Consider the following 18,180-nt stretch of genomic DNA (forward strand, 5'->3'; position numbering starts at 1 on the left):
TGGCTGTGAGGGAAAACTAGCGCCGGTGCTTCGCAAAGAAGTCCAGCATCATGCGGCTGGCATCCGGGCCTGCCGCTTCATTGAATTTGTAAGACGGGTCGCCGCCGCTCCAGGCATGCCCCAGGCCCGCAATGCTTGCAACGCGCAGCAGAATCTTGCGGCCGACGTGAAAATCGCGGATCTCGCAGGCATTCCGGCGAACGGTTTTCCCCTCGGGTTTGAGCGTTACTTGCGACGGCGTGTCGGCGCCCAGGCCGTTTAGCGCCAGCCATTGGCGCGCAAGATGCGCCTGGTTGACTGGCCGGACCACCTTGTCGGCTTCGCCCTGGATCAGGATTGCCGGCATCAGTTGATCCGCGCTACGGGCACCCGGCTTGGTTTGCAATGCGCGCTGGTGCAGCAGTTCGTGAATCACTCCCTCCGCGTTGAGGCTTGCCCCGTGGCGCATCACGTGCAACGCTTCGGCCGAGGACCTGGCAACGCCGGCCACCGGGCCGGAATGCAGGCCGATCGCGGCAAAAAGCTCCGGGTGCTGCAGCGCCATTACGGCGGTCATTCCTGCCCCGGCTGAGATGCCGCATGCATAGATTCGACTGCGATCGATGTGATGCTGCTCGCAAATGTGGGCGATGAGTGAAGCAAGCTTGGCAGCGTCCCCGCTGCCTTCCTGGGTGGCCTGGCTATACCAATGCCAGCAGCGCTGGGCATGCGCGCTTACCGGCTGCTGCGGGTAGAGCACGGCATAACCCTTGTGCTCCGCCAGCAAATTCATGCGGGTGCCTTGTGCGAACTGGGTTGCGCTCTGGTGGCATCCGTGGAGCATGACAATCAGAGGCCAGCCATTTCGCGTGACGCTTTCAGGAACACGATCAGGCAGGTAGAGCCAGTAGGCGAGAGAAGGGACGCCCGACAGGGCCGGGTAGCGCGCTGCCATCCATTTGCCGGGCGCCGCAGCCAGGCTGATTTGTGTTCGCCGTGCCGTGCGCCGGGGCTTTTTGGGCTTCGCTGTCTTCGGTGTCGAAGCGGTCAGGAAAGCGGTCAGCAATTTTTGCTGCGCCTTTCCTGCACGGGCCAGGCTGCGCAACAGGCGTACTCCTGGGGGCGACTTGGCCATCGGCAGCTCCTGTGTCGTGCGATCCCGGCACTATAGCGGTGAACCGATGGGATTTCAGTGCGCTGCCGAACGGGTGGCATGAGCGGCAGCTCGACGAGCATCGAGCTGCCGCGAACAACCGCCTGGCCGATCAGTTTTCTTCGCGCCAGCGGCGCAGCCAGATCGCGGCGGCAATCATCGCCACGCCTGCCGCGACACCAACCCACAGGGTCGGGCTGGCCAGCGAGCCGTATGCCTCGTTGAAGAAGGAAACAACCTTGGCTCCCTGCATGCCATCCATGTTTTCGGCATGGCGTATCGACTCCTGGGCCGAGCGGTCGAATATGAACCAGGCGCCCGGCAGCACGCTGCCCAGCAGGCGCAGCACCACTTGCGAGAAGAACCATTCGATGTTGAGGCCCATCTTGAATGCGTAGTTGCCCCAGGCCAGCAACGCACCGGTCATCAGCGGGGTGCCGACCGCCCACAGGAACGCCTTGCTGCGCGCCCAGCTCGACACCATCAGCAGCCAGCCCACGGTCGGCAGCGCCCACAGCAAGTACACTGGGATCAGCGACAGCACGCGGAACGGAGAAAGCCACAGGTTGGTGGAAGAGAGCAGGTCGCCAAACACGTTCACGCCGTGGAAGCTGAGGGCGATGGACGTCATCAGCATGATCGCGAGCGAAGCCACGAAGCCGATGGTTGCCACGATCAGCGGCGCGGCCACGGTTGCTACGGCCACTTTGGACAGCACGGTGGTAGTGTCCGACACCGGCAGCGATTTCCAGAACAGGATGCTGCGGTCGCGGCGGTCGTCGTACAGCGCGCCCAGGCAGTAGAAGAAGATCACGAAGCCCATCAGGATGTACAGGGGCGCGGCCATCATAGGGAAGGCGGCGCCAACGGCGCTGGCCAGTTCATGCCGCTGCACGACGGTCATTTCATGGAAGCGCGACAGGCCTTCGCCGTCAAAGTGCAGTTCCATATTGTTGCCGATGATGAGCATCACGGCGAAGAAGGCGACCATCAGGCCGGCGACAATGGCAGGGGCCCAGAACAGCATGCCCTTGTTCTCCCAGTACTCGCGCTGCATCAGCCATTTCATCGTATTCATTGATATTCTCCTTGCATGCTGGCCACGAACAGGTCGGCCACGCTAGGGGTACGGGTTTCGCCAAACGTTTCCAGCTGCTTGCGCGAGACGCCGTCGAACAGCATCACTGCCTTGCCGAACACCGTGCGCTGGTGCAGCGGCTGCAGGGCGCTGGCCGCGGTCATGTATTCCGGCTGCACCATCACTTCGGTGTAGCGGTCGCCGATTTCGTCCATCGAGGCGGCGAGGGTGATCTTGCCGTCGCGGATGAACATCAGGTCGGTCAGGATGTTTTCGACTTCCTCGATCTGGTGCGTGGTGATCAGGATGGTCTTGTTCTCGTCGAAGTAGTCTTCCAGCAGCTGGTGGTAGAACTGCTTGCGGTACAGGATGTCCAGGCCCAGGGTCGGCTCATCCAGTACCAGCAGCTTGGCGTCGATCGCCATCACCAGCGCCAGGTGCAGTTGCACGATCATGCCCTTGGACATGGCCTTGACCTTCATGTCCGGCGACAGCTTGGTGTTGGCGATGTATTTCTCGGCGCGTTCGCGGTTGAAGCGCGGGTGAATGCCTTCGCAGAAGCTGATGGCATCCTTCACTTTCAGCCAGCGCGGCAGGATGGCGACGTCGGCGATAAAGCACACGTCCTTCATCAGTTCATCGCGCTGCTGGCGCGGGTCCAGGCCCAGTACATTGAGCTCGCCTTCGAAGCGGGACAGGCCGAGGATGGCTTTCAGGGTAGTGGTCTTGCCGGAACCGTTGGGGCCGATCAGGCCGACGATGCGGCCGGCGTTGATCTGGAAGCTGGCGTCATCCAGGGCCTTGGTGGCGCCGTAACGCTTGCTCAGGTTTTTCGCGGTGATGATCGCTGTCATGCCGGGGCTCCTTGTGGCGGCACATTCGTGCTGCGCAGCAGTTGTTCAATGTCCAGGCCCAGGCGGCGGATGCGTTCGACCATTGCGGGCCATTCTTCGCGGATGAAGCGTTCGCGTTCAGTGGACAGCAGTTTATCAACGGCGCCTTCGGTAACGTACATTCCTAATCCCCTTCTTTTTTCCACCAAGGTTTCGTCGACCAGCTCCTGATAGGCGCGGGAGACGGTAATCGGGTTCAATTGATAATCGGCCGCGACCTGGCGCACCGAGGGCAGGGCATCGCCGGGCTTGAGCAAGCCATCCAGCATCATGCCGACGACCCGCTCCTTCAACTGCAGGTAGATCGGGCGGTTTTCATTCCACATACATCGTTTCCTCCAGTGTTGGTGAATTAATGAACTGGTGTTGTAGTGAACTATAACACTGAATCTGTCCGCGGCAAGTGGTTTTTTTGCAAATGCGGACTATGATCAAACCTGGAGTACCCGTTTAAAAGGAGATTGCCATGTCCAGAATTACGCCTCGCGCCCTGGCTGCTGTCTTTGCCGCTGCTGCTTTTGGGTGCCTGATTCCCGTTTCCGCTATGCATCTCGGCGATGAGATGAAATGGGGCGATGGCCCACCCACCTTGCCTAAAGGCGCCAAAGCGGCTGTGTTGCAGGGCGATCCCGGCAAGGCAGGTCCGTTTGTCATGCGCTTGCACGCCCAGTCGGGCTACAAGGTGCCGCCGCATATGCATTCGATGATGGAAAACGTCACCGTGATCAAGGGGACGCTGATGCTGGGCATGGGGGATAAGCTTGATGAAAAGGCGGCCAAGGCCCATCATGCGGGGGACTTTGTGGCGATTCCGGCCAAGACCAACCATTACGCGATCATGAAGGGCGACACCATCGTCCAGATCCATGGCGAGGGGCCGTTTGATATCACGTATGTGAACCCGGATGATGACCCGATGAAGGGGAAAAAATAGCATGTGGCGGCGGGCGCGCGCGCATTTCAGCGAAAATTGGCCGATCTATCGGCAGGGACTGGCAGGGATCGCGTGCACCCTGCTGCTTTGGGGAGCTTTCGAGCTGTTTCAGCAAAATCTCGAGTTGTTCGGCTTGGGTGAATCCGATCCGGCGGTCATCACCATGGGCTGGCTGCTTGTTTTGTTTGCCTGCTATGGTCATTTTGCGGGCCGGATCCTCAGGGAGGCAAAGAGGAAACATGGGCCCGATGGGTGAGCAGGGCGTGAAGCTGCCTTGCCTGCCTGACCTGCGTGCCTGACATTGTGTTATCGAAGATGACCAGTGCGTTGCCACGCTGGTTACGCAGCCAGGCGGCGATTTGCTCCAGCCGCTCGGGTTCGTAGCTTGAGCGATAGATCAGCGGGCTGCCGTGCAGGCGCACGTAGCCGGCGTCGTCGCGTGTCGGTATGAAAGGTCCTGGTTCTCCGGCGGGCGGATCGGCTACTACCCGGATCACTTCCATGTCGCGCTGCAGCGCCGTTGCCTCGGCGCCAAACCATGTGCCGTGGCGGGCCTCGCAGGCCAGAAATACTGGCTTCTTGCCGCGCTCCTTGCCGCCAAAGCGCTCGCCGAGGGCCGTGAAGAGGGCTGCGGCCGCCGCTGGGTCGAAGCGCAGGCTGGGAGGCGTCTGCACCAGTATCCATCCGAGCTTTTCACCCAGCGCTCCGGCTTCAGCTGCGAAGCGGTCGAGGTCAGCACCGACATCCTGCAAGCGCTTTTCATGCGTGATTGAGCGCGGGAGTTTGACGGCAAAGCGGAAGCCGGCCGGCACGCTATCGGCCCAGCGCGCGTAGGTTTCTGGCCGGTGAGGGCGATAGAACGAAGAATTGATTTCGACGGCGTCAAACACAGCGGCGTAGCGTGCCAGGTTGCTGCCAAAACTCGCCGGCGGAAACAAGTCCGCGTCAGCGCGCGGCAAAGCCCATCCAGCGATACCAATGGTTACAGGTTGCATATGCGATCCCCGTTATCATTGCTGCGACTATGACACAGGAGCCTGAAATGACCCCACACAGACGACTTGCCACGCGCGCCATCGCCGCTGCTGCGTTAGCCGCAGGAGGTGGCGCTGCCGTGCTGTTGTCCGGCTGCGCAAGCTTTGCCGGACCGCGCGATTACGAAGTCCCGCTGGCGCGCCTGCAACGCAATATCGACCAGCGCTTCCCGCTCGAGCACCGTGCGCTGGCAGTCTTTGAACTGCGGCTGGAGCAGCCGCGGCTTTCCACCTTGCCGAACGACCGGATCGCGCTTGGCGCCATGCTGTCTGTTTCGTCGCCGCTGATGCGGCAGCAATTTACCGGCAGCCTTTCGCTGTCGGGGCGCCTGAATATCGACCCTTCGCGCAATGCGGTCATGCTGGCCGATGCGCGCGTGGAGGACTTCACCCTGGACGGCCTGGATGAACGCACGCAGCGCCAGGTGGCCGGTGCTGCGCGCTTGCTTGCCGATAGCCTGGCGCGTGACACGCCGATCTACACCTGGCGTCCGGATGAGTTGCGTTATGCCGGCGTGCAGTTTGTGCCCACCGCTATCCGCACTTCAGCAAGCGGACTGAGCATTCATCTGGAACCCTTGCGGGACGGTCGTCTATAATCGAAACTTCAACTAATAGGAGAAAGAGAAATGCCGTTTTTCGGTCTGGGTCTGCATATTCTGGTTGCCATCTTTTTTGCCGTGCATGCGGTGCGCCGCGGGCGGGAATTGTATTGGCTGCTGATCCTGTTCTCCTTCCCACTGCTGGGTAGTCTGGTGTATTTCTTTGCCGTGTACCTGCCGAGTTCGCGCCTGGAAGTCGGTGCGCGCAAAGCCGTTGTGGCTGCCGGCCGCATGCTCGATCCGGGGCGTGAGTTGCGTGAAGCACGCGATGCGTTCAACTTCACCCCGACTGCGCAGAACCAGATGCGCCTTGCCTCGGCCTTGCTGGAAGCGGGCGAGGCTGCCGAAGCTGCTACCACGTACGAAGCTTGCCTGCAGGGTGCGTTTGGCTCGGACCTGGAAATTCGCCTTGGTGCGGCGCGCGCTAACCTGGCGATTGGCGCCCACGGCAAGACCATTGAGCACCTCGAGTTTATCCGCCGCGCGGATGCGAATTATCGTGCTGAGCAGTGCAGCCTGCTGTTGGCGAAAGCGTTGGGCGCGGCCGGTCGCCGTGAGGAGGCGCGCGCCGAGTTCGAAAACGCCGTCAACCGCTTCGGCAGTTTTGATGCGCGTGCCGAGTATGCGATCTGGGCCGCGGGCATGCGCGAGTACCAGCTTGCCCAGCGACTGCAGAGCGAGCTGCAACATACGATGGACCGCTGGAACCGGCACACGGCCTCGATGAATAACGATATGGTGCGGCGTCTGAATGCCGCTTTCGCGCAAGTGCCGCGTAGCTGAACAATGAAAGGAACATCAGAATGCATAGCCCGGTCCTGATGTTCCAGTCTTCCCGCTTCGAAATCGTCGCGGATGAAGACAAACTGACCAATCCCGGCATTTATGGCTTGCGCCTGGCCGAGTGGATGGCCCATGAACTGCCCACGCACGGCTTTCGCGCGCTCGGCGAGGTGATTCCCGAGGATTTCGCCTGGTGCGTGCCGGTGGAGGCTGAGGATTGCGAGCTGTACGTGGCTTGCACCAGAGCGGAAGAGGGCTGGCAGGCCTACGTCTTCGCTGACTGCGGCTTGATAGAGCGGCTTGCCGGCCGCGATCCGCGGGCGACGGTGGTGGCGCAGCTGTACACGGCGGTGCGCTCGATTCTTGAAGAAGCACCGGGCATCACTTATTTGCATATCCAATGACTTATCCAGTTTCAGTGAAGGGCGTGTTTTGCGCTCCTGACGGCAGGGTAGTGCTCTTGAAGAACGAGCGCGAGGAATGGGAACTGCCGGGCGGGCGCATAGAGGATGGCGAAACGCCGGCAGGCTGCCTGGTGCGAGAGGTCGAGGAAGAACTCGGCGTGCGCGTCCGCGTAGGGGCGCCGCTGGATAGTTACTTATTCGAAGTCGTGCCAGGGAAGACAGTGTTTATCGTCGCCCATGCGTGCACGCTGGAGGGTGGTTTCGTGCCGGTGCTGAGCCACGAACACAAGGAAGTCGGCTTGTTTGCTGCCGACGCGCTGCCAGGCCGGCTGCCGGAAGGCTATCGCGCCTCGATCGCCGCGTGGGCTGCGGCAGAGGCCGTGTCACCCTTCGCCCCTAGGGGCAACCCCAAGGTGGGACACGGGCTCGAGCGTAATCGGCTGTCGCGGCATTTATTGACTGAAGCGTATAACAATGGCTGGGCTAACCATCGGCTGCTGAGGGCTTGCGCGCGCTTGCCGCAGGCGGAGTTTGTGGCGCCGCGGTCGGGGTTTTTTCCGTCGATTAAGGCGACGTTGAATCACATCCTTACCGTGGACTGGTTTTATATCGATGCACTGGAGCGTGAGGCGCGCGGGGCGCCGCCGCATCCTGATTATTGCAGCGAGTTTTTCGCGGTGGAGGAGCCTTTTGATACCTGTGCGGCGCTTTGGGAGGCTCAGCGTGCCGCGGATCGCCGCCTGATCGCTTACTGCGAGGCTTTGCGCGATGAAGACCTGCGCCGGATCGTGGTCATTGATCGCGGCGAGGGTGAGTTCCAGCGCGATACGCGACAGCGCCTGCTGGCGCACCTTTTCGGGCACCAGATCCATCATCGCGGGCAGGTGCATGCCATGCTGTCGTCCACGCCCGTTGCTCCGCCGCAGCTGGATGAATTCTTTTCTGTGGGCGAGGCGTCGCTGCGAGCCCAGGATTTCAGGGAACTGGGCTGGTCGGAAGAGGTGATCTGGCCGCCAAACTTATCCTGAATCAAGGAATTTACCCGGGCATTCGTGGATAGTCGGGCTCAGTTTTAACCTGAGCAGGACTATCCATGAATGCAAACGAAAAAATGTTCGGCAACCCCATGCCGCCCCAGGAAATCTCGCTGGACGTGCTGCGCGAAAAATACGCGAAAGGGGATGAGCAGGACATCATCGACGTCCGCCGCCGCGTAGCGCGCGCGCTCGCCGCGCTGGAGGCGCCGGAACTGCGCACCGAACTTGAAGAAAAATTCCTGTGGGCGCAGGAGAATGGCTTCGTGCCCGCGGGACGCATCAATTCTGCCGTTGGCCTGGGGCTGAAGGCGACCCTGATGAACTGCTTCGTGCAGCCGGTGGGCGATTCGGTGACCGGCGAGGACGATGGCCTGCCCGGCATCTACACCGCGGTGGCGGAAGCGGCGGAGACGATGCGCCGCGGCGGCGGCGTGGGCTACGATTTCAGCGCCATCCGTCCGGCCGGGGCCAAGGTGAAGGGCACCCAATCGCGTGCTTCCGGCCCGGTGTCGTACATGGACGTGTTCGACGCTTCCTGCAAGACAGTGGAATCGGCTGGCGCGCGGCGCGGCGCCCAAATGGGCGTGCTGCGCATCGACCATCCGGATATCGAGCGCTTTATCGCCGCAAAGGATGATGGGGGCTTCCGCAACTTCAACCTGTCGATCGGCGTGACGGACGCCTTCATGCGGGCGTTGGCTGCCGATTCCGGGTTCGAACTGGTGCACAAGGTCGAACCGGGCGATGAAGACCTGGCTGCCGGGGCATACCGGCGCGAGGATGGCCTTTGGGTGTATCGCCGCGTGCCGGCGCGCGAACTGTGGGACAAGGTGATGAGTTCCACCTACGACCACGCCGAGCCGGGCGTTCTGTTCGTGGACCGCATCAACGCCGAGAACAACCTGTATTACTGCGAGACCCTGCGCGCCACCAATCCTTGCGGCGAACAGCCGCTGCCTGGCTATGGCTGCTGCGACCTGGGTTCGCTCAACCTGACCTGCTTTGTGCAGCATCCTTTCACCGATCGCGCGAGCTTCGATTACGAGGCGATGCGCCAGGTGGCTGGCATCGCGGTGCGCATGCTGGACCTGGCCCTGGATGCGACCCAGTGGCCGCTGCCGCAGCAAGCGGACGAGGGGGCGGCCAAGCGCCGCATCGGCCTGGGCTTCCTTGGCCTTGGCAGCGCATTGGTGATGCTGGGCATGCGCTATGACTCCGAAAGCGGCCGCGCAATGGCGGCCAGCATTGCCGAGGCCTTGCGCGACGCAGCTTATACGGCCTCGGTGGCGTTGGCGCAGGAGAAGGGCGCTTTCCCGTTCTTCGACAAGGAGCAGTACCTTGAGGGCGCGTTCGTGCGCCGCTTGCCGGGCGCCTTGCGGGAGGCGATTGCAAGGCATGGCATCCGCAACTCGCACCTGCTGTCGATTGCGCCGACCGGCACCATTACGCTGGCCTTTGCGGACAATGCTTCCAACGGCATCGAGCCGGCGTTCTCCTGGGTTTACCAGCGCCGCAAGCGCATGCCGGATGGTTCGTCGCGCTCCTACGAGGTGGCGGACCATGCGTGGCGACTGTACCGCCACATGGGCTTCGACATGGGGCAGTTGCCGCCGCAGTTCGTCACCGCGCTGGATATGGCGGCGCTGGACCACGTGAGCATGATGGAGGCGGTGCAGCCTTTCGTCGATACGGCGATTTCGAAGACGGTGAATGTGCCGGAAGATTATCCGTATGAGGATTTCAAGGAGCTGTACACCGAGGCGTGGGTGGCGGGGTTGAAAGGGCTTGCGACTTTCCGTCCGAATACGGTGACGGGCAGCGTGCTGAGCGTGGCGCCGGAACCGGCGGCGGCTTCTGCGGCCGTTGCACCTGTGCTGCTTGATGACGATCCGCTGCGCAAGCGCTTCGATGGGCGTCCGTTGGGGGAACTGGAGTCGGTGACCTCCAAGGTCGAATACTGGACGCAGGAGGGCAAGAAGTCGGCCTACCTTACCGTGAGCTTCATCACCGTGGACGGCATGCTGGATGGGGCGCCGGTACGGATTGAGCGGCCGTTTGAGTTCTTCATGCCGGCGAACCAGCGTAGCGATGGCCAGCAGTGGATTACGTCGTCCATGCGCTTGCTGTCGATGGCGGCGCGGGCGGGAAGTTCGATCGCGAAGGCGCTGGCGGATATGCGCGAGGTGGCCTGGGAAAAGGGGCCGGTGCGCTGCGGCTTGCTGACGCGGGAGGATGGGGTGCAGGTGCCGGTTTATCACGATTCGGAGGTGGCGGCGATTGCGTTTACCTTGCAGCGGATTTTGATACGGCGCGGGTTCCTGGATGCTTTTGGCAACCAGGTGCCGGTGCCGCAACTGGCCTTGCGGTGCGCGTCGACGGGGCATGTGGCGCCCGAGGCGATGACGGCGGCGGGAGCGGCGCCGACGAAATCGGCGGGCAAGTGCCCGGAGTGCGGGGCGCGGGCGCTGCATAAGGTGGATGGGTGTACGCGGTGTGTTGAGTGCCACTATATGGGCGGGTGTGGGTGAAAACCGGTAAACCAGTGTCTGACCCGCAGGGTCAGACACTGTCTGCGGCGCGGCTGGTGGCGTAGGCCTCAGCCGTCAGACCGTTGGGTGTCTGACCCTGCGGGTCAGACACCGATTTACCGGTTTTTGCTTAAGGTGCGTCAAGGACATCCCCTTCGCCACTCCATAAACTTCCTCCCACACTAACCCCGAGGAGGACTTACAAATGCATCATTCTTTCCAACTTGCTTCCGCCCTGGACGCCGCCAACGTCACCCGCGTGCTTGACCTGCTGCGTACCGTCCCCGGCATCCGCGGCGTGCACGCCCCAGCCGGCGCGGCCCACGTTGAAGTCGCCTTCGACGACTCCCTGACCAGCGTCCCCCAGCTCGGCAAACTGCTGGAAGAACACGGCTACCCGCCTGTGGCGCCGCAACAGCGCAGCCACACTTGCTGCGGCGGTTGCGGCGGCCATTGACCAAGACTTGACCTGGATCATGTGAGCTGCCCGAGTGGCGGCTGTATTCTGGCTAAAAACATACATTTGAAACACCACAAAAGGAGCTATCATGCACGCCACTAAGAAGTTATGGACGTGGCTCGCCATTATCTGCCTGCTATCGTTTACGGTACTGGGCTGGGTGGGCCGCGAAATTTACCTGAAAGCGCCTCCAATAGCGCAAGTCGTTGACGACACCGGTGCGGTGCTGTACACGCCTGACCAGGTCAAATACGGCCAGAGCGCCTGGCTGTCCGCTGGCGGCCAGCAACTGGGCACCGTCTGGGGCCATGGTTCCTACCTGGCGCCTGACTGGTCGGCCGATTGGCTGCACCGCGAAGCCGTCGCGCTGCAAGACCTGTTCGCACGCAAGAACTTCAACAAGGACTACGCCCAGCTCGAAGCCGGCGCCAAAGCCCACGTTGACGCCCTGGTGAAGACAGAGCTGCGCACCAACACCTACAACGCCGACACCAATGAAGTGAAGCTGTCGGCCATCCGTGCCGAAGCGGTGCGCACCGTGGCAAACCACTACGCTGGCCTGTTCGGCAACGCCGAGCAATACGACAAGCTGCGCGAACAGTACGCCATGGCGCCGAATTCGCTGCCTGAAGCTAGCGACCGCACTGCGCTGACCGGCTTCTTCTTCTGGTCGTCGTGGGCCGCCGCCGCCGACCGTCCAGGCGAAGTTGGCCTGAGCTACACCAGCAACTGGCCGCACGAACCGTTGATCGACAACACTCCGACCGCCGGCGCCGGCATCTGGTCGATTGCCTCGATCATCCTGATGATCGGCGCCATCGCCGGCATGCTGTTCTACCACGGTATGCACAAGGAGGAAGAAGATCCTGTGCCGCCGAAGAACGATCCGCTGTTCTCGCTGAAAGCCACGCCTTCGATGAAGGCCACCAAGAAGTACTTCCTGGTCGTGATCGGCCTGATCCTGGCGCAAGTCGGCATGGGCGTGATCACCGCGCACTTTGCGGTGGAAGGCTCGAGCTTCTTCGGTATTCCGCTGGCCAACGTGCTGCCGTTCACCGTCAGCCGCACCATCCACACCCAGTTCGCCGTGCTGTGGATCGCCACCGCCTGGCTGGCTACCGGCCTGTATATCGCTCCTGCGATTTCCGGCGCCGAGCCGAAATTCCAGAAGCTGGGCACCGATGTACTGTTCTACGCGCTGCTGTTCATCGTGGTCGGTTCGACCGCCACCGGCTGGCTGGGCACCCTGCAACACAAGGGCGTCGACTTCTCGTTCTGGCTGGGTAACCAGGGCCTCGAGTTCACCTCGATGGGCCGTGTGTGGCAGATCCTGCTGTTCGTCGGCCTGCTGTTCTGGGCCTTCCTGCTCGGTCGCGGCCTGTGGCCGGCTCTGAAGAAACCATCGGAAAGCCGCGGCATCATCGCCATGGTGTTCCTGGCTGCACTGTGTATCGGCGGCTTCTACGCTACGTCCCTGACCTGGGGCAAGGGCACGCACTACTCGATGATCGAGTACTGGCGCTGGTGGCTGGTCCACCTGTGGGTGGAAGGCTTCTTCGAAGTATTCGCAACCGCTGTTATCGCGCTGCTGTTCACCCGCCTGGGCCTGATCCGCGCTGCTTCGGCCAATAGCGCCATCATCCTGGAAACCATCGTGTTCCTGTTCGGCGGCATCCTGGGTACCTTGCACCACCTGTACTTCACCGGCACGCCTACTTCGGTGATCGCTATCGGCGCCATGTTCTCGGCCCTGGAAGTGGTTCCGCTGTCGCTGATCGGCATGGAAGCGTATCGCAACTACAAGCGCTCGAAATCGGCGCCCTGGATCGGCGCCTACAAATGGGCCATCCTGTGCTTCATCGCCGTCGGCTTCTGGAATACCGTGGGCGCCGGCCTGCTGGGCTTCTCGATCAACACCCCGATCGCGCTGTACTACATGCAAGGCCTGAACATGACCGCCGCCCACGGCCACGCTGCACTGTTCGGTGTGTACGGCATGCTGGGTATCGGCCTGATGCTGTTCTGCCTGCGCGGCCTGGTTGACCGCTTTGCATGGTCGGACAAGCTGCTGGCTTCGATGTTCTGGACCATGAACATCGGCCTGGCCATGATGGTGTTCATGTCGCTCGTCCCTGCCGGTATCTACCAGGCCGTGGCTGCGATCACCAAGGGCATGTGGTTTGCCCGTTCGCCGGAAGTCGTTCACTCGACCTTCATGGAAACCGCAGTATGGCTGCGCGTCCCTGGCGACATCGTGTTCGCGGTTGGCTGCCTGTTCCTCGCCCTGTTCGCCCTGCGCCTGATCGGCAAGGCGAAGAAGGAAGAGACCGTGGCAGAAGGCGTGGCGCTGGAGAACTAAGCAAATGCGCCTCACGGGCCACACCGACTACGCCTTGCGCCTGCTGATGTACCTGGGTCGGCAGCAGGGCAGGTTGGTGACCGTGCAGGAGATCGCCAAGGCACACGGCATCTCCGAACATCACCTGCGCAAGGTGGCTCACCGGCTCGGCCAGGCCGGGCTGGTGGCCACCTGGCGCGGACGGGCCGGTGGCCTGCGCCTGGCGCAGCCGCCGGCTTCGATTTCGGTGGGCGCCGTGGTGCGCCTGGCCGAAGCCGACTTTACGATCGTCGAATGTTTCAATGTCACGCGCAATACCTGCCAGTTGGCCGGCGCCTGCCGCCTGCAGGAGGGGTTGCACAGGGCGACCGAGGCTTACCTCGGTCATCTCGACCGCCAGACCCTGGCGGACCTTATCTGAAGGAACCATCATGAGTGCGCCTGAAATTTTGTTAGAGCTGTGCGGCATGGTGCCGCCTGAACCGATGGAGCGCGTACTGGAAGCGCTCGACCTGCTGCAGCCCGGCCAGCACATCCGCATGGTCATCGACCGCGAACCGGTCCCCCTTTACCGCATCCTCGAGAAGAACGGTTACCGCTACCGCACGACGATGCGCGACGACTATATCTACGAAATCCTGATTTCCCAGAACGACTGATGCAACGCAAGCTGGCTTTCGAGCATACGCCCGGGCTGGCGCTGCCGCTGCGCTTCCTGCTGGCGGCGCCATGGTTCGGCGCCTTGGCTGGCCTGCTGCTGCTGTGGCAGGGCGCCGACGCAATGAGCACACGCTGGGCTCCGGCCACGCTGGCCGTGACCCATTTGCTGACGCTCGGTTTCCTTGGCATGGCCATGGCCGGTTCGCTGTTGCAGATGGTGCCGGTGGTTGCCGGCGTCGAGCTGCACTGGGCGCGCCGGCTTGGTCCCGTGATCTGGGGCGCCCTGGCCGGCGGCGCGCTGCTGCTGGCGGCAGGATTCCTGCATGGGTTGCCGTGGTGCCTGCGCGCGGCTGGTATCCTGCTCGCGGGCGCCTTCATTCTTCTTATTGCCGTCCTGGCGAGGGCGCTGTCGCAGCGCTCGGCGCCGAACGCATTGCCGGTCGTGGCGGGCATGCGCCAGGCCGTGGTGGCACTGGCCTGCGCCGTGACGATTGGCGTGGCGCTGGCGGCCTTCCTGGTGGGCGCGGTGCGCCTGCGCGTGATGGAATGGACCAATGTGCATGCTGCCTGGGCCCTGGTGGGCTGGGTCGGTGTGCTGGTCGTATCCGTGGTGTTCCAGGTGGTGCCGATGTTCCAGTCCACCCAGCTGTTTCCGCGCCAGCTTGCCTTCACGCTGCCGCCGCTATGCCTTGGCGGCTTGGCGCTGTGGACCGCCGGCTACCTTCTCAACGCGCCATGGCAATGGATCGGGGCGGGGCTGGTGAGCGTCTGCCTGGGGCTGTTCGCGGTGTACACCCTGGGGCTGCTGTTTCGCCGCGAGCGCGCGGCCGACGTATCGACCTGGTATTGGTGGCTCTCGCTTGGCTCGCTGCTGGCCAGCGTCGCCGTCTTCCTTTGCCCGCGCGGCGTGGACAAGGCGCTGGTGCTTGGCGTGCTGTTTATCGGTGGCTTTGCCATGTCGGCAGTGAACGGCATGCTGTACAAGATCGTGCCGTTCCTGTTGTGGTACCACGGGCAGCATGCAGGCTGCGATGTGCCGGGCGTGCGCCAGTTGATGCCGGAGAGCGAACCGCGCGTGCAGTTTGCCTGGCATGCCGCCAGCGTGGTGATGCTGCTTGCTGCTGCCATCGCACCTGGCTGGCTTGCCCAGGCGGCAGGTGCGGTACTGGCAGTTTCCTGCATGCGCCTGGGTTTCGACCTGGCGCTGGCTGCGATCAGCCTTCGTAAGCTCGCAAACGAGCAGAATCAAGAATCTTGATCTGGCGGCCGTTCACGGCAATCATGCCCTGGTCGGCCAGCTCGTGCAGCACGCGCGAGAAGTATTCCGGGGTCAGGTTCAGGCGCGAGGCCAGCAGCTTCTTGCTGACGGCCAGCGTAATCTCCGAACCGTCGGTCGCATCGTCATCCTTCAACAGATAGCCAATGATCCGCTGGCTGCCGGAGCGCAGCGAATAGGCTTCCACATCTGAAATCAGGCCGTGCAGGCGGCGGCTCATGCCGGCCAGCATGCGGCGTGCAAACTGCGGGTTGCGCGCCAGTTCGGCAAATACGGTGTGCTTGGAAATGTGCAGCAGCATGCAGTCGCTGACTGCGTGGGCGGTGACGATGTAAGGCTTTTCCATGAACATCAGCGCTTCGCCGAAGCTGTGGCCCGGGCCGATGATCTCGACGATTTTTTCGTTGCCCTGGGCGGACAGGAAGCTGAGCTTCACCTGGCCGAAGATGACCATGTGGAAGCCGACGCATGGATCGCCGCGCTGGAAGACGGCGCTGCCGCGCGGGATGTGGTGTTCGGTAGTGCCGGCAGCCACCAGCGTCAGCTCCTCCGGCGACAGGTCTGCGAACAGGGGCAGTCGCTTGAGGAACTCGCGGGGGTCGATTTTGGGGCTAGGCATCTGGTTCTCCTGAAATGGCAAAAGGACCCGCTGGGCGGGTCCTGTCCTGGTTAAGGTAATGTCGGTGTTAATCCTGTGGATCAGTGGCCCGAATCACCGTCAGGCTTGCTGGTGGTCCGGAAGATTTCCGGATTCTCCTTGCCGGTCACGTAGAGGAAGCCGACCAGGCCTTTCTCCATCCGCGACAGCGCGTGGTCGACCAGGATGAAGCGTCCCGGCACCTCGGTCTTGAACTCGACCATCGTTGCACCGCCTGGCGCCACGGTGGTGGTCTGCACGTTCTGCAGAGGAGGCGAGGTCAGGTCGCCCATGCTGTAGACGCGGTCGAACACTTCGCCGATCACGTGGAAGCTGGAGGTTGCGTTAGGACCGCCGACGCCGAAGAAGATACGGACGGTTTCGCCAACCTTGGCTTCCATGCGGTGGGTCTTGGTCAGCGCGTCATGGGTGCCGTTGAACATCAGGTGTTCCGGCTGTTCGGCCAGCAGTTTGTCCAGCGAGAACTCGGCTTCGCCTGGGGTGCCGTGCTTCTGCGCGGTGTACAGCTCGCCCTGCATCACGTAGAACTCGCGGTCCACTTTCGGCAGGCCGCCTTCAGGTTCGACCAGGATCATGCCGTACATGCCGTTGGAGATGTGCTGGGCCACCATCGGGGTAGCGCAGTGGTACACGTACAGGCCTGGATTGATGGCCTTGAAGGTAAAGCTCTTGGTGCTGCCGGGAGCTGCCTGGGTCACGGCCGCACCGCCGCCAGGGCCGGTCACGGCGTGGAAGTCAACCGAGTGGATCATGTGGCTGTCCTTGGCGTTGGACATGTCCACGTTCACGGTATCGCCCACGCGAACGCGGATGAACGGGCCTGGAACCTTGCTGTTGAAGGTCCAGTATTTGTAGGTGGTGCCGTCCATCATCTGGCCGAGCACCTCGGTGGTATCCAGCTTCACGTTGACGGTTTGCGGGCCGCGTTTGCCGACCGGCGTGCCTACTTCCAGTGGGCTGCGCGAAACATCGGCGCCTTTTGGCGCGGCTTTGAGTTCGCCTTCGCCCACGATAATCTTGCCGATCATGCCTGCCGCCACGTGGCCGGGCAGGGAGCAGATGTAGGTGAATTCGCCTTTCTTGTCAGCCTTGAACACGACGGCGGTCGATGCGCCTTTGTCTTTCAGCTGGTTCGATTTGACTTTGAAGTCGGGCACCGAAATGTCGTGGGTTGCGCCATCGCCGTTGACCAGGTTGATCTGCACCACAGCACCTTCCGGCACGCGCAAGGTCGGGTTAACCTTGCCCTTGGACTCGCCGGCGTCGCTGATGAAGACCAGCTTACCGTCTGCGATATCGGTATGCAGGGTAAAGGTCACGTCAGGACGATACTGGACGGCTGTGCTGCCGCCGTGCTGGCCATGTTGTGCATAAGCTGGCGCTAGTGTAGCGGCGCCGATCACCAGTGCTGCAATAGCTTTGGACATCAAGGTCGGTTTCATTTTCTTCTCACAGGTTTGTCCGGCACGGGATTGCGCCGTTTGACAACTAAATCTTATGTTTTACATGCATGTTATTGAATTGACGCAGGTCAAAAATTTGGAAAGAACTGCGTATTCTCAATGCAAGTCAGATATTTTTGATCTAGGTCAAGCGAGGAGAAGACCCGGCGCAACGCGCTAGGGGACCAACTGCGGCAAGCGTGCCAAAAAGTTATCGCGTTCGTCCATGCCGCTGGCGCTGCCGGCTTGGGCGAAGACGATGCGCTTGCCATCGCGTTCAATCCAGCCGACGTACCAGCCAACGTCTTTGCCACTGCCGGTCTTGCCGAAGACCTGCCAGCCCCCGGCAGGTTCAGGGCGCCGTACCAGAGCGGCGGACATGGCATAGGCTTGCGGCTTGACGCCGAGTTCACGATTCAGCACGCGGCGCAGGAAGCCGATTTGTTCGTCCGGGGAGATGCGCAACGAAGAGCCTAGCCACGATTCGGACAGACCGTTGTTCTTGCCCGGATCGCCGCTGACATCTGCATTGCCGTAGCCAAATTGCTTGACGTAGCTGGCGAAGCGCTCTTCGCCCAGTTGCAGCGTAAGCTGCTGGGAGTACCAGACGACGGATTCCTTCATCCACGAGCTGGGATCATGTGCTTGCCGCCACACGGTACGCCAGTCCACGTAGCCTTGCTTGAAGGGGAGAACGGGCGAATGCTCGTCCCGCAGCACGCCCGAGTCATAGCCCATCAGCGCTATGGGTAGCTTGAAGGTCGACATCGGCGGCAGGCGCTTATCGCACACGCCCTCGTGCACCAGCCACTTGCCGGTGGCCGCATCGGCCATCGCCAGGCAGTGTTCTGCAGAAAGCGCGAGCAAAGGGAGGCCCAGCCCTGCAAGCAGGGCGAAGATTTTGCGTTTCATTTTGTAGTC

Annotated in this window: 20 protein-coding genes; 12 read left to right on the forward strand and 8 right to left on the reverse strand. The window is 62.1% G+C overall.

What is annotated here, in order from left to right:
* Positions 1-16: 16 nt before the first annotated feature.
* The 4 genes from ACN9M3_RS13580 to ACN9M3_RS13595 form a co-directional block, all read right to left on the reverse strand.
* Positions 17-1,114, reverse strand: coding sequence for an extracellular catalytic domain type 1 short-chain-length polyhydroxyalkanoate depolymerase (locus tag ACN9M3_RS13580; RefSeq protein WP_426323056.1), 1,098 nt, complete (start codon positions 1,112-1,114; stop codon positions 17-19).
* Positions 1,115-1,244: 130 nt separating this feature from the next.
* The gene (locus ACN9M3_RS13585; RefSeq protein ID WP_426171457.1) at positions 1,245-2,210 is read right to left on the reverse strand and encodes a hypothetical protein; all 966 of its coding nucleotides are present in this window, start codon (positions 2,208-2,210) and stop codon (positions 1,245-1,247) included.
* Complete coding sequence (locus ACN9M3_RS13590; protein ID WP_426171459.1) at positions 2,207-3,064, reverse strand: ABC transporter ATP-binding protein; 858 nt, start codon at positions 3,062-3,064, stop codon at positions 2,207-2,209. Before ACN9M3_RS13590 ends, ACN9M3_RS13585 begins: the two co-directional genes overlap by 4 nt.
* Positions 3,061-3,429, reverse strand: coding sequence for a GntR family transcriptional regulator (locus ACN9M3_RS13595; RefSeq protein WP_426171461.1), 369 nt, complete (start codon positions 3,427-3,429; stop codon positions 3,061-3,063). Before ACN9M3_RS13595 ends, ACN9M3_RS13590 begins: the two co-directional genes overlap by 4 nt.
* A 140-nt stretch (positions 3,430-3,569) precedes the next feature.
* Between ACN9M3_RS13595 and ACN9M3_RS13600 the strand changes: the two genes are divergently transcribed.
* Together ACN9M3_RS13600 and ACN9M3_RS13605 are read left to right on the forward strand one after the other, a co-directional pair.
* Positions 3,570-4,037: a cupin domain-containing protein gene (locus ACN9M3_RS13600; RefSeq protein ID WP_426323059.1), complete on the forward strand. Its 468-nt coding sequence runs from the start codon at positions 3,570-3,572 to the stop codon at positions 4,035-4,037.
* Position 4,038: 1 nt separating this feature from the next.
* A complete protein-coding gene (locus tag ACN9M3_RS13605; RefSeq protein WP_426323061.1) occupies positions 4,039-4,293 on the forward strand; it encodes a hypothetical protein in 255 nt (84 codons plus the stop codon).
* Here the strand turns inward: ACN9M3_RS13605 and ACN9M3_RS13610 are convergent.
* The gene (locus tag ACN9M3_RS13610) at positions 4,256-5,032 is read right to left on the reverse strand and encodes a DUF72 domain-containing protein (RefSeq protein WP_426323063.1); all 777 of its coding nucleotides are present in this window, start codon (positions 5,030-5,032) and stop codon (positions 4,256-4,258) included. The two genes, ACN9M3_RS13605 and ACN9M3_RS13610, sit on opposite strands and share 38 nt — an antisense overlap.
* Before the next feature lie 47 nt (positions 5,033-5,079).
* Here ACN9M3_RS13610 and ACN9M3_RS13615 point away from each other — a divergent pair, with 47 nt between their 5' ends.
* The 10 genes from ACN9M3_RS13615 to ACN9M3_RS13660 all read left to right on the forward strand — a co-directional run bounded on the left by ACN9M3_RS13615 (position 5,080) and on the right by ACN9M3_RS13660 (position 15,141).
* Positions 5,080-5,670 carry a DUF1439 domain-containing protein gene (locus tag ACN9M3_RS13615; protein ID WP_426323065.1) on the forward strand — a complete coding sequence of 197 codons (591 nt, stop codon included), beginning with the start codon at positions 5,080-5,082 and terminating at the stop codon, positions 5,668-5,670.
* 30 nt (positions 5,671-5,700) lie between these two features.
* Positions 5,701-6,456, forward strand: a complete 756-nt coding sequence (locus ACN9M3_RS13620; RefSeq protein WP_426171468.1) for a hypothetical protein — start codon at positions 5,701-5,703, stop codon at positions 6,454-6,456.
* 20 nt (positions 6,457-6,476) lie between these two features.
* Positions 6,477-6,860, forward strand: a complete 384-nt coding sequence (locus ACN9M3_RS13625) for a hypothetical protein (protein WP_426323067.1) — start codon at positions 6,477-6,479, stop codon at positions 6,858-6,860.
* Positions 6,857-7,888: a DinB family protein gene (locus tag ACN9M3_RS13630; RefSeq protein WP_426323069.1), complete on the forward strand. Its 1,032-nt coding sequence runs from the start codon at positions 6,857-6,859 to the stop codon at positions 7,886-7,888. The genes ACN9M3_RS13625 and ACN9M3_RS13630 overlap by 4 nt, the downstream gene beginning before the upstream one ends.
* Before the next feature lie 65 nt (positions 7,889-7,953).
* Positions 7,954-10,425, forward strand: a complete 2,472-nt coding sequence (locus tag ACN9M3_RS13635; protein ID WP_426171473.1) for an adenosylcobalamin-dependent ribonucleoside-diphosphate reductase — start codon at positions 7,954-7,956, stop codon at positions 10,423-10,425.
* Positions 10,426-10,630: 205 nt separating this feature from the next.
* Complete coding sequence (locus tag ACN9M3_RS13640) at positions 10,631-10,882, forward strand: hypothetical protein (protein WP_426171475.1); 252 nt, start codon at positions 10,631-10,633, stop codon at positions 10,880-10,882.
* A gap of 91 nt (positions 10,883-10,973) precedes the next feature.
* Positions 10,974-13,244 carry a nitric-oxide reductase large subunit gene (locus ACN9M3_RS13645; RefSeq protein WP_426323072.1) on the forward strand — a complete coding sequence of 757 codons (2,271 nt, stop codon included), beginning with the start codon at positions 10,974-10,976 and terminating at the stop codon, positions 13,242-13,244.
* Positions 13,245-13,248: 4 nt separating this feature from the next.
* On the forward strand, positions 13,249-13,644 hold the full coding sequence (locus ACN9M3_RS13650) for an RrF2 family transcriptional regulator (RefSeq protein ID WP_426323074.1): 396 nt from the start codon (positions 13,249-13,251) through the stop codon (positions 13,642-13,644).
* A 10-nt stretch (positions 13,645-13,654) separates the two neighbouring features.
* Positions 13,655-13,882, forward strand: a complete 228-nt coding sequence (locus ACN9M3_RS13655) for a DUF2249 domain-containing protein (RefSeq protein ID WP_426323076.1) — start codon at positions 13,655-13,657, stop codon at positions 13,880-13,882.
* Positions 13,882-15,141 carry a permease gene (locus ACN9M3_RS13660; protein WP_426323078.1) on the forward strand — a complete coding sequence of 420 codons (1,260 nt, stop codon included), beginning with the start codon at positions 13,882-13,884 and terminating at the stop codon, positions 15,139-15,141. The genes ACN9M3_RS13655 and ACN9M3_RS13660 overlap by 1 nt, the downstream gene beginning before the upstream one ends.
* Here the strand turns inward: ACN9M3_RS13660 and ACN9M3_RS13665 are convergent.
* From ACN9M3_RS13665 to blaOXA, 3 genes are all read right to left on the reverse strand, one after another.
* On the reverse strand, positions 15,098-15,778 hold the full coding sequence (locus tag ACN9M3_RS13665; RefSeq protein ID WP_426171485.1) for a Crp/Fnr family transcriptional regulator: 681 nt from the start codon (positions 15,776-15,778) through the stop codon (positions 15,098-15,100). The two genes, ACN9M3_RS13660 and ACN9M3_RS13665, sit on opposite strands and share 44 nt — an antisense overlap.
* Positions 15,779-15,858: 80 nt before the next feature.
* Complete coding sequence (gene nirK / locus ACN9M3_RS13670; RefSeq protein ID WP_426323080.1) at positions 15,859-17,259, reverse strand: copper-containing nitrite reductase; 1,401 nt, start codon at positions 17,257-17,259, stop codon at positions 15,859-15,861.
* A 177-nt stretch (positions 17,260-17,436) separates the two neighbouring features.
* Positions 17,437-18,171 carry a class D beta-lactamase gene (gene blaOXA, locus ACN9M3_RS13675; protein ID WP_426323082.1) on the reverse strand — a complete coding sequence of 245 codons (735 nt, stop codon included), beginning with the start codon at positions 18,169-18,171 and terminating at the stop codon, positions 17,437-17,439.
* Positions 18,172-18,180: the final 9 nt, after the last annotated feature.

The sequence above is a fragment of the Pseudoduganella sp. R-43 genome (assembly GCF_049913255.1).
Classification (GTDB): Bacteria; Pseudomonadota; Gammaproteobacteria; order Burkholderiales; family Burkholderiaceae_D; genus Rugamonas.

Excerpts from the sequence above, each read along its gene's own strand:
- ACN9M3_RS13580 (WP_426323056.1), bottom strand. The coding sequence starts at position 1,114 with ATGGCCAAGTCGCCCCCAGGAGTACGCCTGTTGCGCAGCCTGGCCCGT.
- ACN9M3_RS13585 (WP_426171457.1), bottom strand. The coding sequence starts at position 2,210 with ATGAATACGATGAAATGGCTGATGCAGCGCGAGTACTGGGAGAACAAG.
- ACN9M3_RS13590 (WP_426171459.1), bottom strand. The coding sequence starts at position 3,064 with ATGACAGCGATCATCACCGCGAAAAACCTGAGCAAGCGTTACGGCGCC.
- ACN9M3_RS13595 (WP_426171461.1), bottom strand. The coding sequence starts at position 3,429 with ATGTGGAATGAAAACCGCCCGATCTACCTGCAGTTGAAGGAGCGGGTC.
- ACN9M3_RS13600 (WP_426323059.1), top strand. The coding sequence starts at position 3,570 with ATGTCCAGAATTACGCCTCGCGCCCTGGCTGCTGTCTTTGCCGCTGCT.
- ACN9M3_RS13605 (WP_426323061.1), top strand. The coding sequence starts at position 4,039 with ATGTGGCGGCGGGCGCGCGCGCATTTCAGCGAAAATTGGCCGATCTAT.
- ACN9M3_RS13610 (WP_426323063.1), bottom strand. The coding sequence starts at position 5,032 with ATGCAACCTGTAACCATTGGTATCGCTGGATGGGCTTTGCCGCGCGCT.
- ACN9M3_RS13615 (WP_426323065.1), top strand. The coding sequence starts at position 5,080 with ATGACCCCACACAGACGACTTGCCACGCGCGCCATCGCCGCTGCTGCG.
- ACN9M3_RS13620 (WP_426171468.1), top strand. The coding sequence starts at position 5,701 with ATGCCGTTTTTCGGTCTGGGTCTGCATATTCTGGTTGCCATCTTTTTT.
- ACN9M3_RS13625 (WP_426323067.1), top strand. The coding sequence starts at position 6,477 with ATGCATAGCCCGGTCCTGATGTTCCAGTCTTCCCGCTTCGAAATCGTC.
- ACN9M3_RS13630 (WP_426323069.1), top strand. The coding sequence starts at position 6,857 with ATGACTTATCCAGTTTCAGTGAAGGGCGTGTTTTGCGCTCCTGACGGC.
- ACN9M3_RS13635 (WP_426171473.1), top strand. The coding sequence starts at position 7,954 with ATGAATGCAAACGAAAAAATGTTCGGCAACCCCATGCCGCCCCAGGAA.
- ACN9M3_RS13640 (WP_426171475.1), top strand. The coding sequence starts at position 10,631 with ATGCATCATTCTTTCCAACTTGCTTCCGCCCTGGACGCCGCCAACGTC.
- ACN9M3_RS13645 (WP_426323072.1), top strand. The coding sequence starts at position 10,974 with ATGCACGCCACTAAGAAGTTATGGACGTGGCTCGCCATTATCTGCCTG.
- ACN9M3_RS13650 (WP_426323074.1), top strand. The coding sequence starts at position 13,249 with ATGCGCCTCACGGGCCACACCGACTACGCCTTGCGCCTGCTGATGTAC.
- ACN9M3_RS13655 (WP_426323076.1), top strand. The coding sequence starts at position 13,655 with ATGAGTGCGCCTGAAATTTTGTTAGAGCTGTGCGGCATGGTGCCGCCT.
- ACN9M3_RS13660 (WP_426323078.1), top strand. The coding sequence starts at position 13,882 with ATGCAACGCAAGCTGGCTTTCGAGCATACGCCCGGGCTGGCGCTGCCG.
- ACN9M3_RS13665 (WP_426171485.1), bottom strand. The coding sequence starts at position 15,778 with ATGCCTAGCCCCAAAATCGACCCCCGCGAGTTCCTCAAGCGACTGCCC.
- nirK (WP_426323080.1), bottom strand. The coding sequence starts at position 17,259 with ATGAAACCGACCTTGATGTCCAAAGCTATTGCAGCACTGGTGATCGGC.
- blaOXA (WP_426323082.1), bottom strand. The coding sequence starts at position 18,171 with ATGAAACGCAAAATCTTCGCCCTGCTTGCAGGGCTGGGCCTCCCTTTG.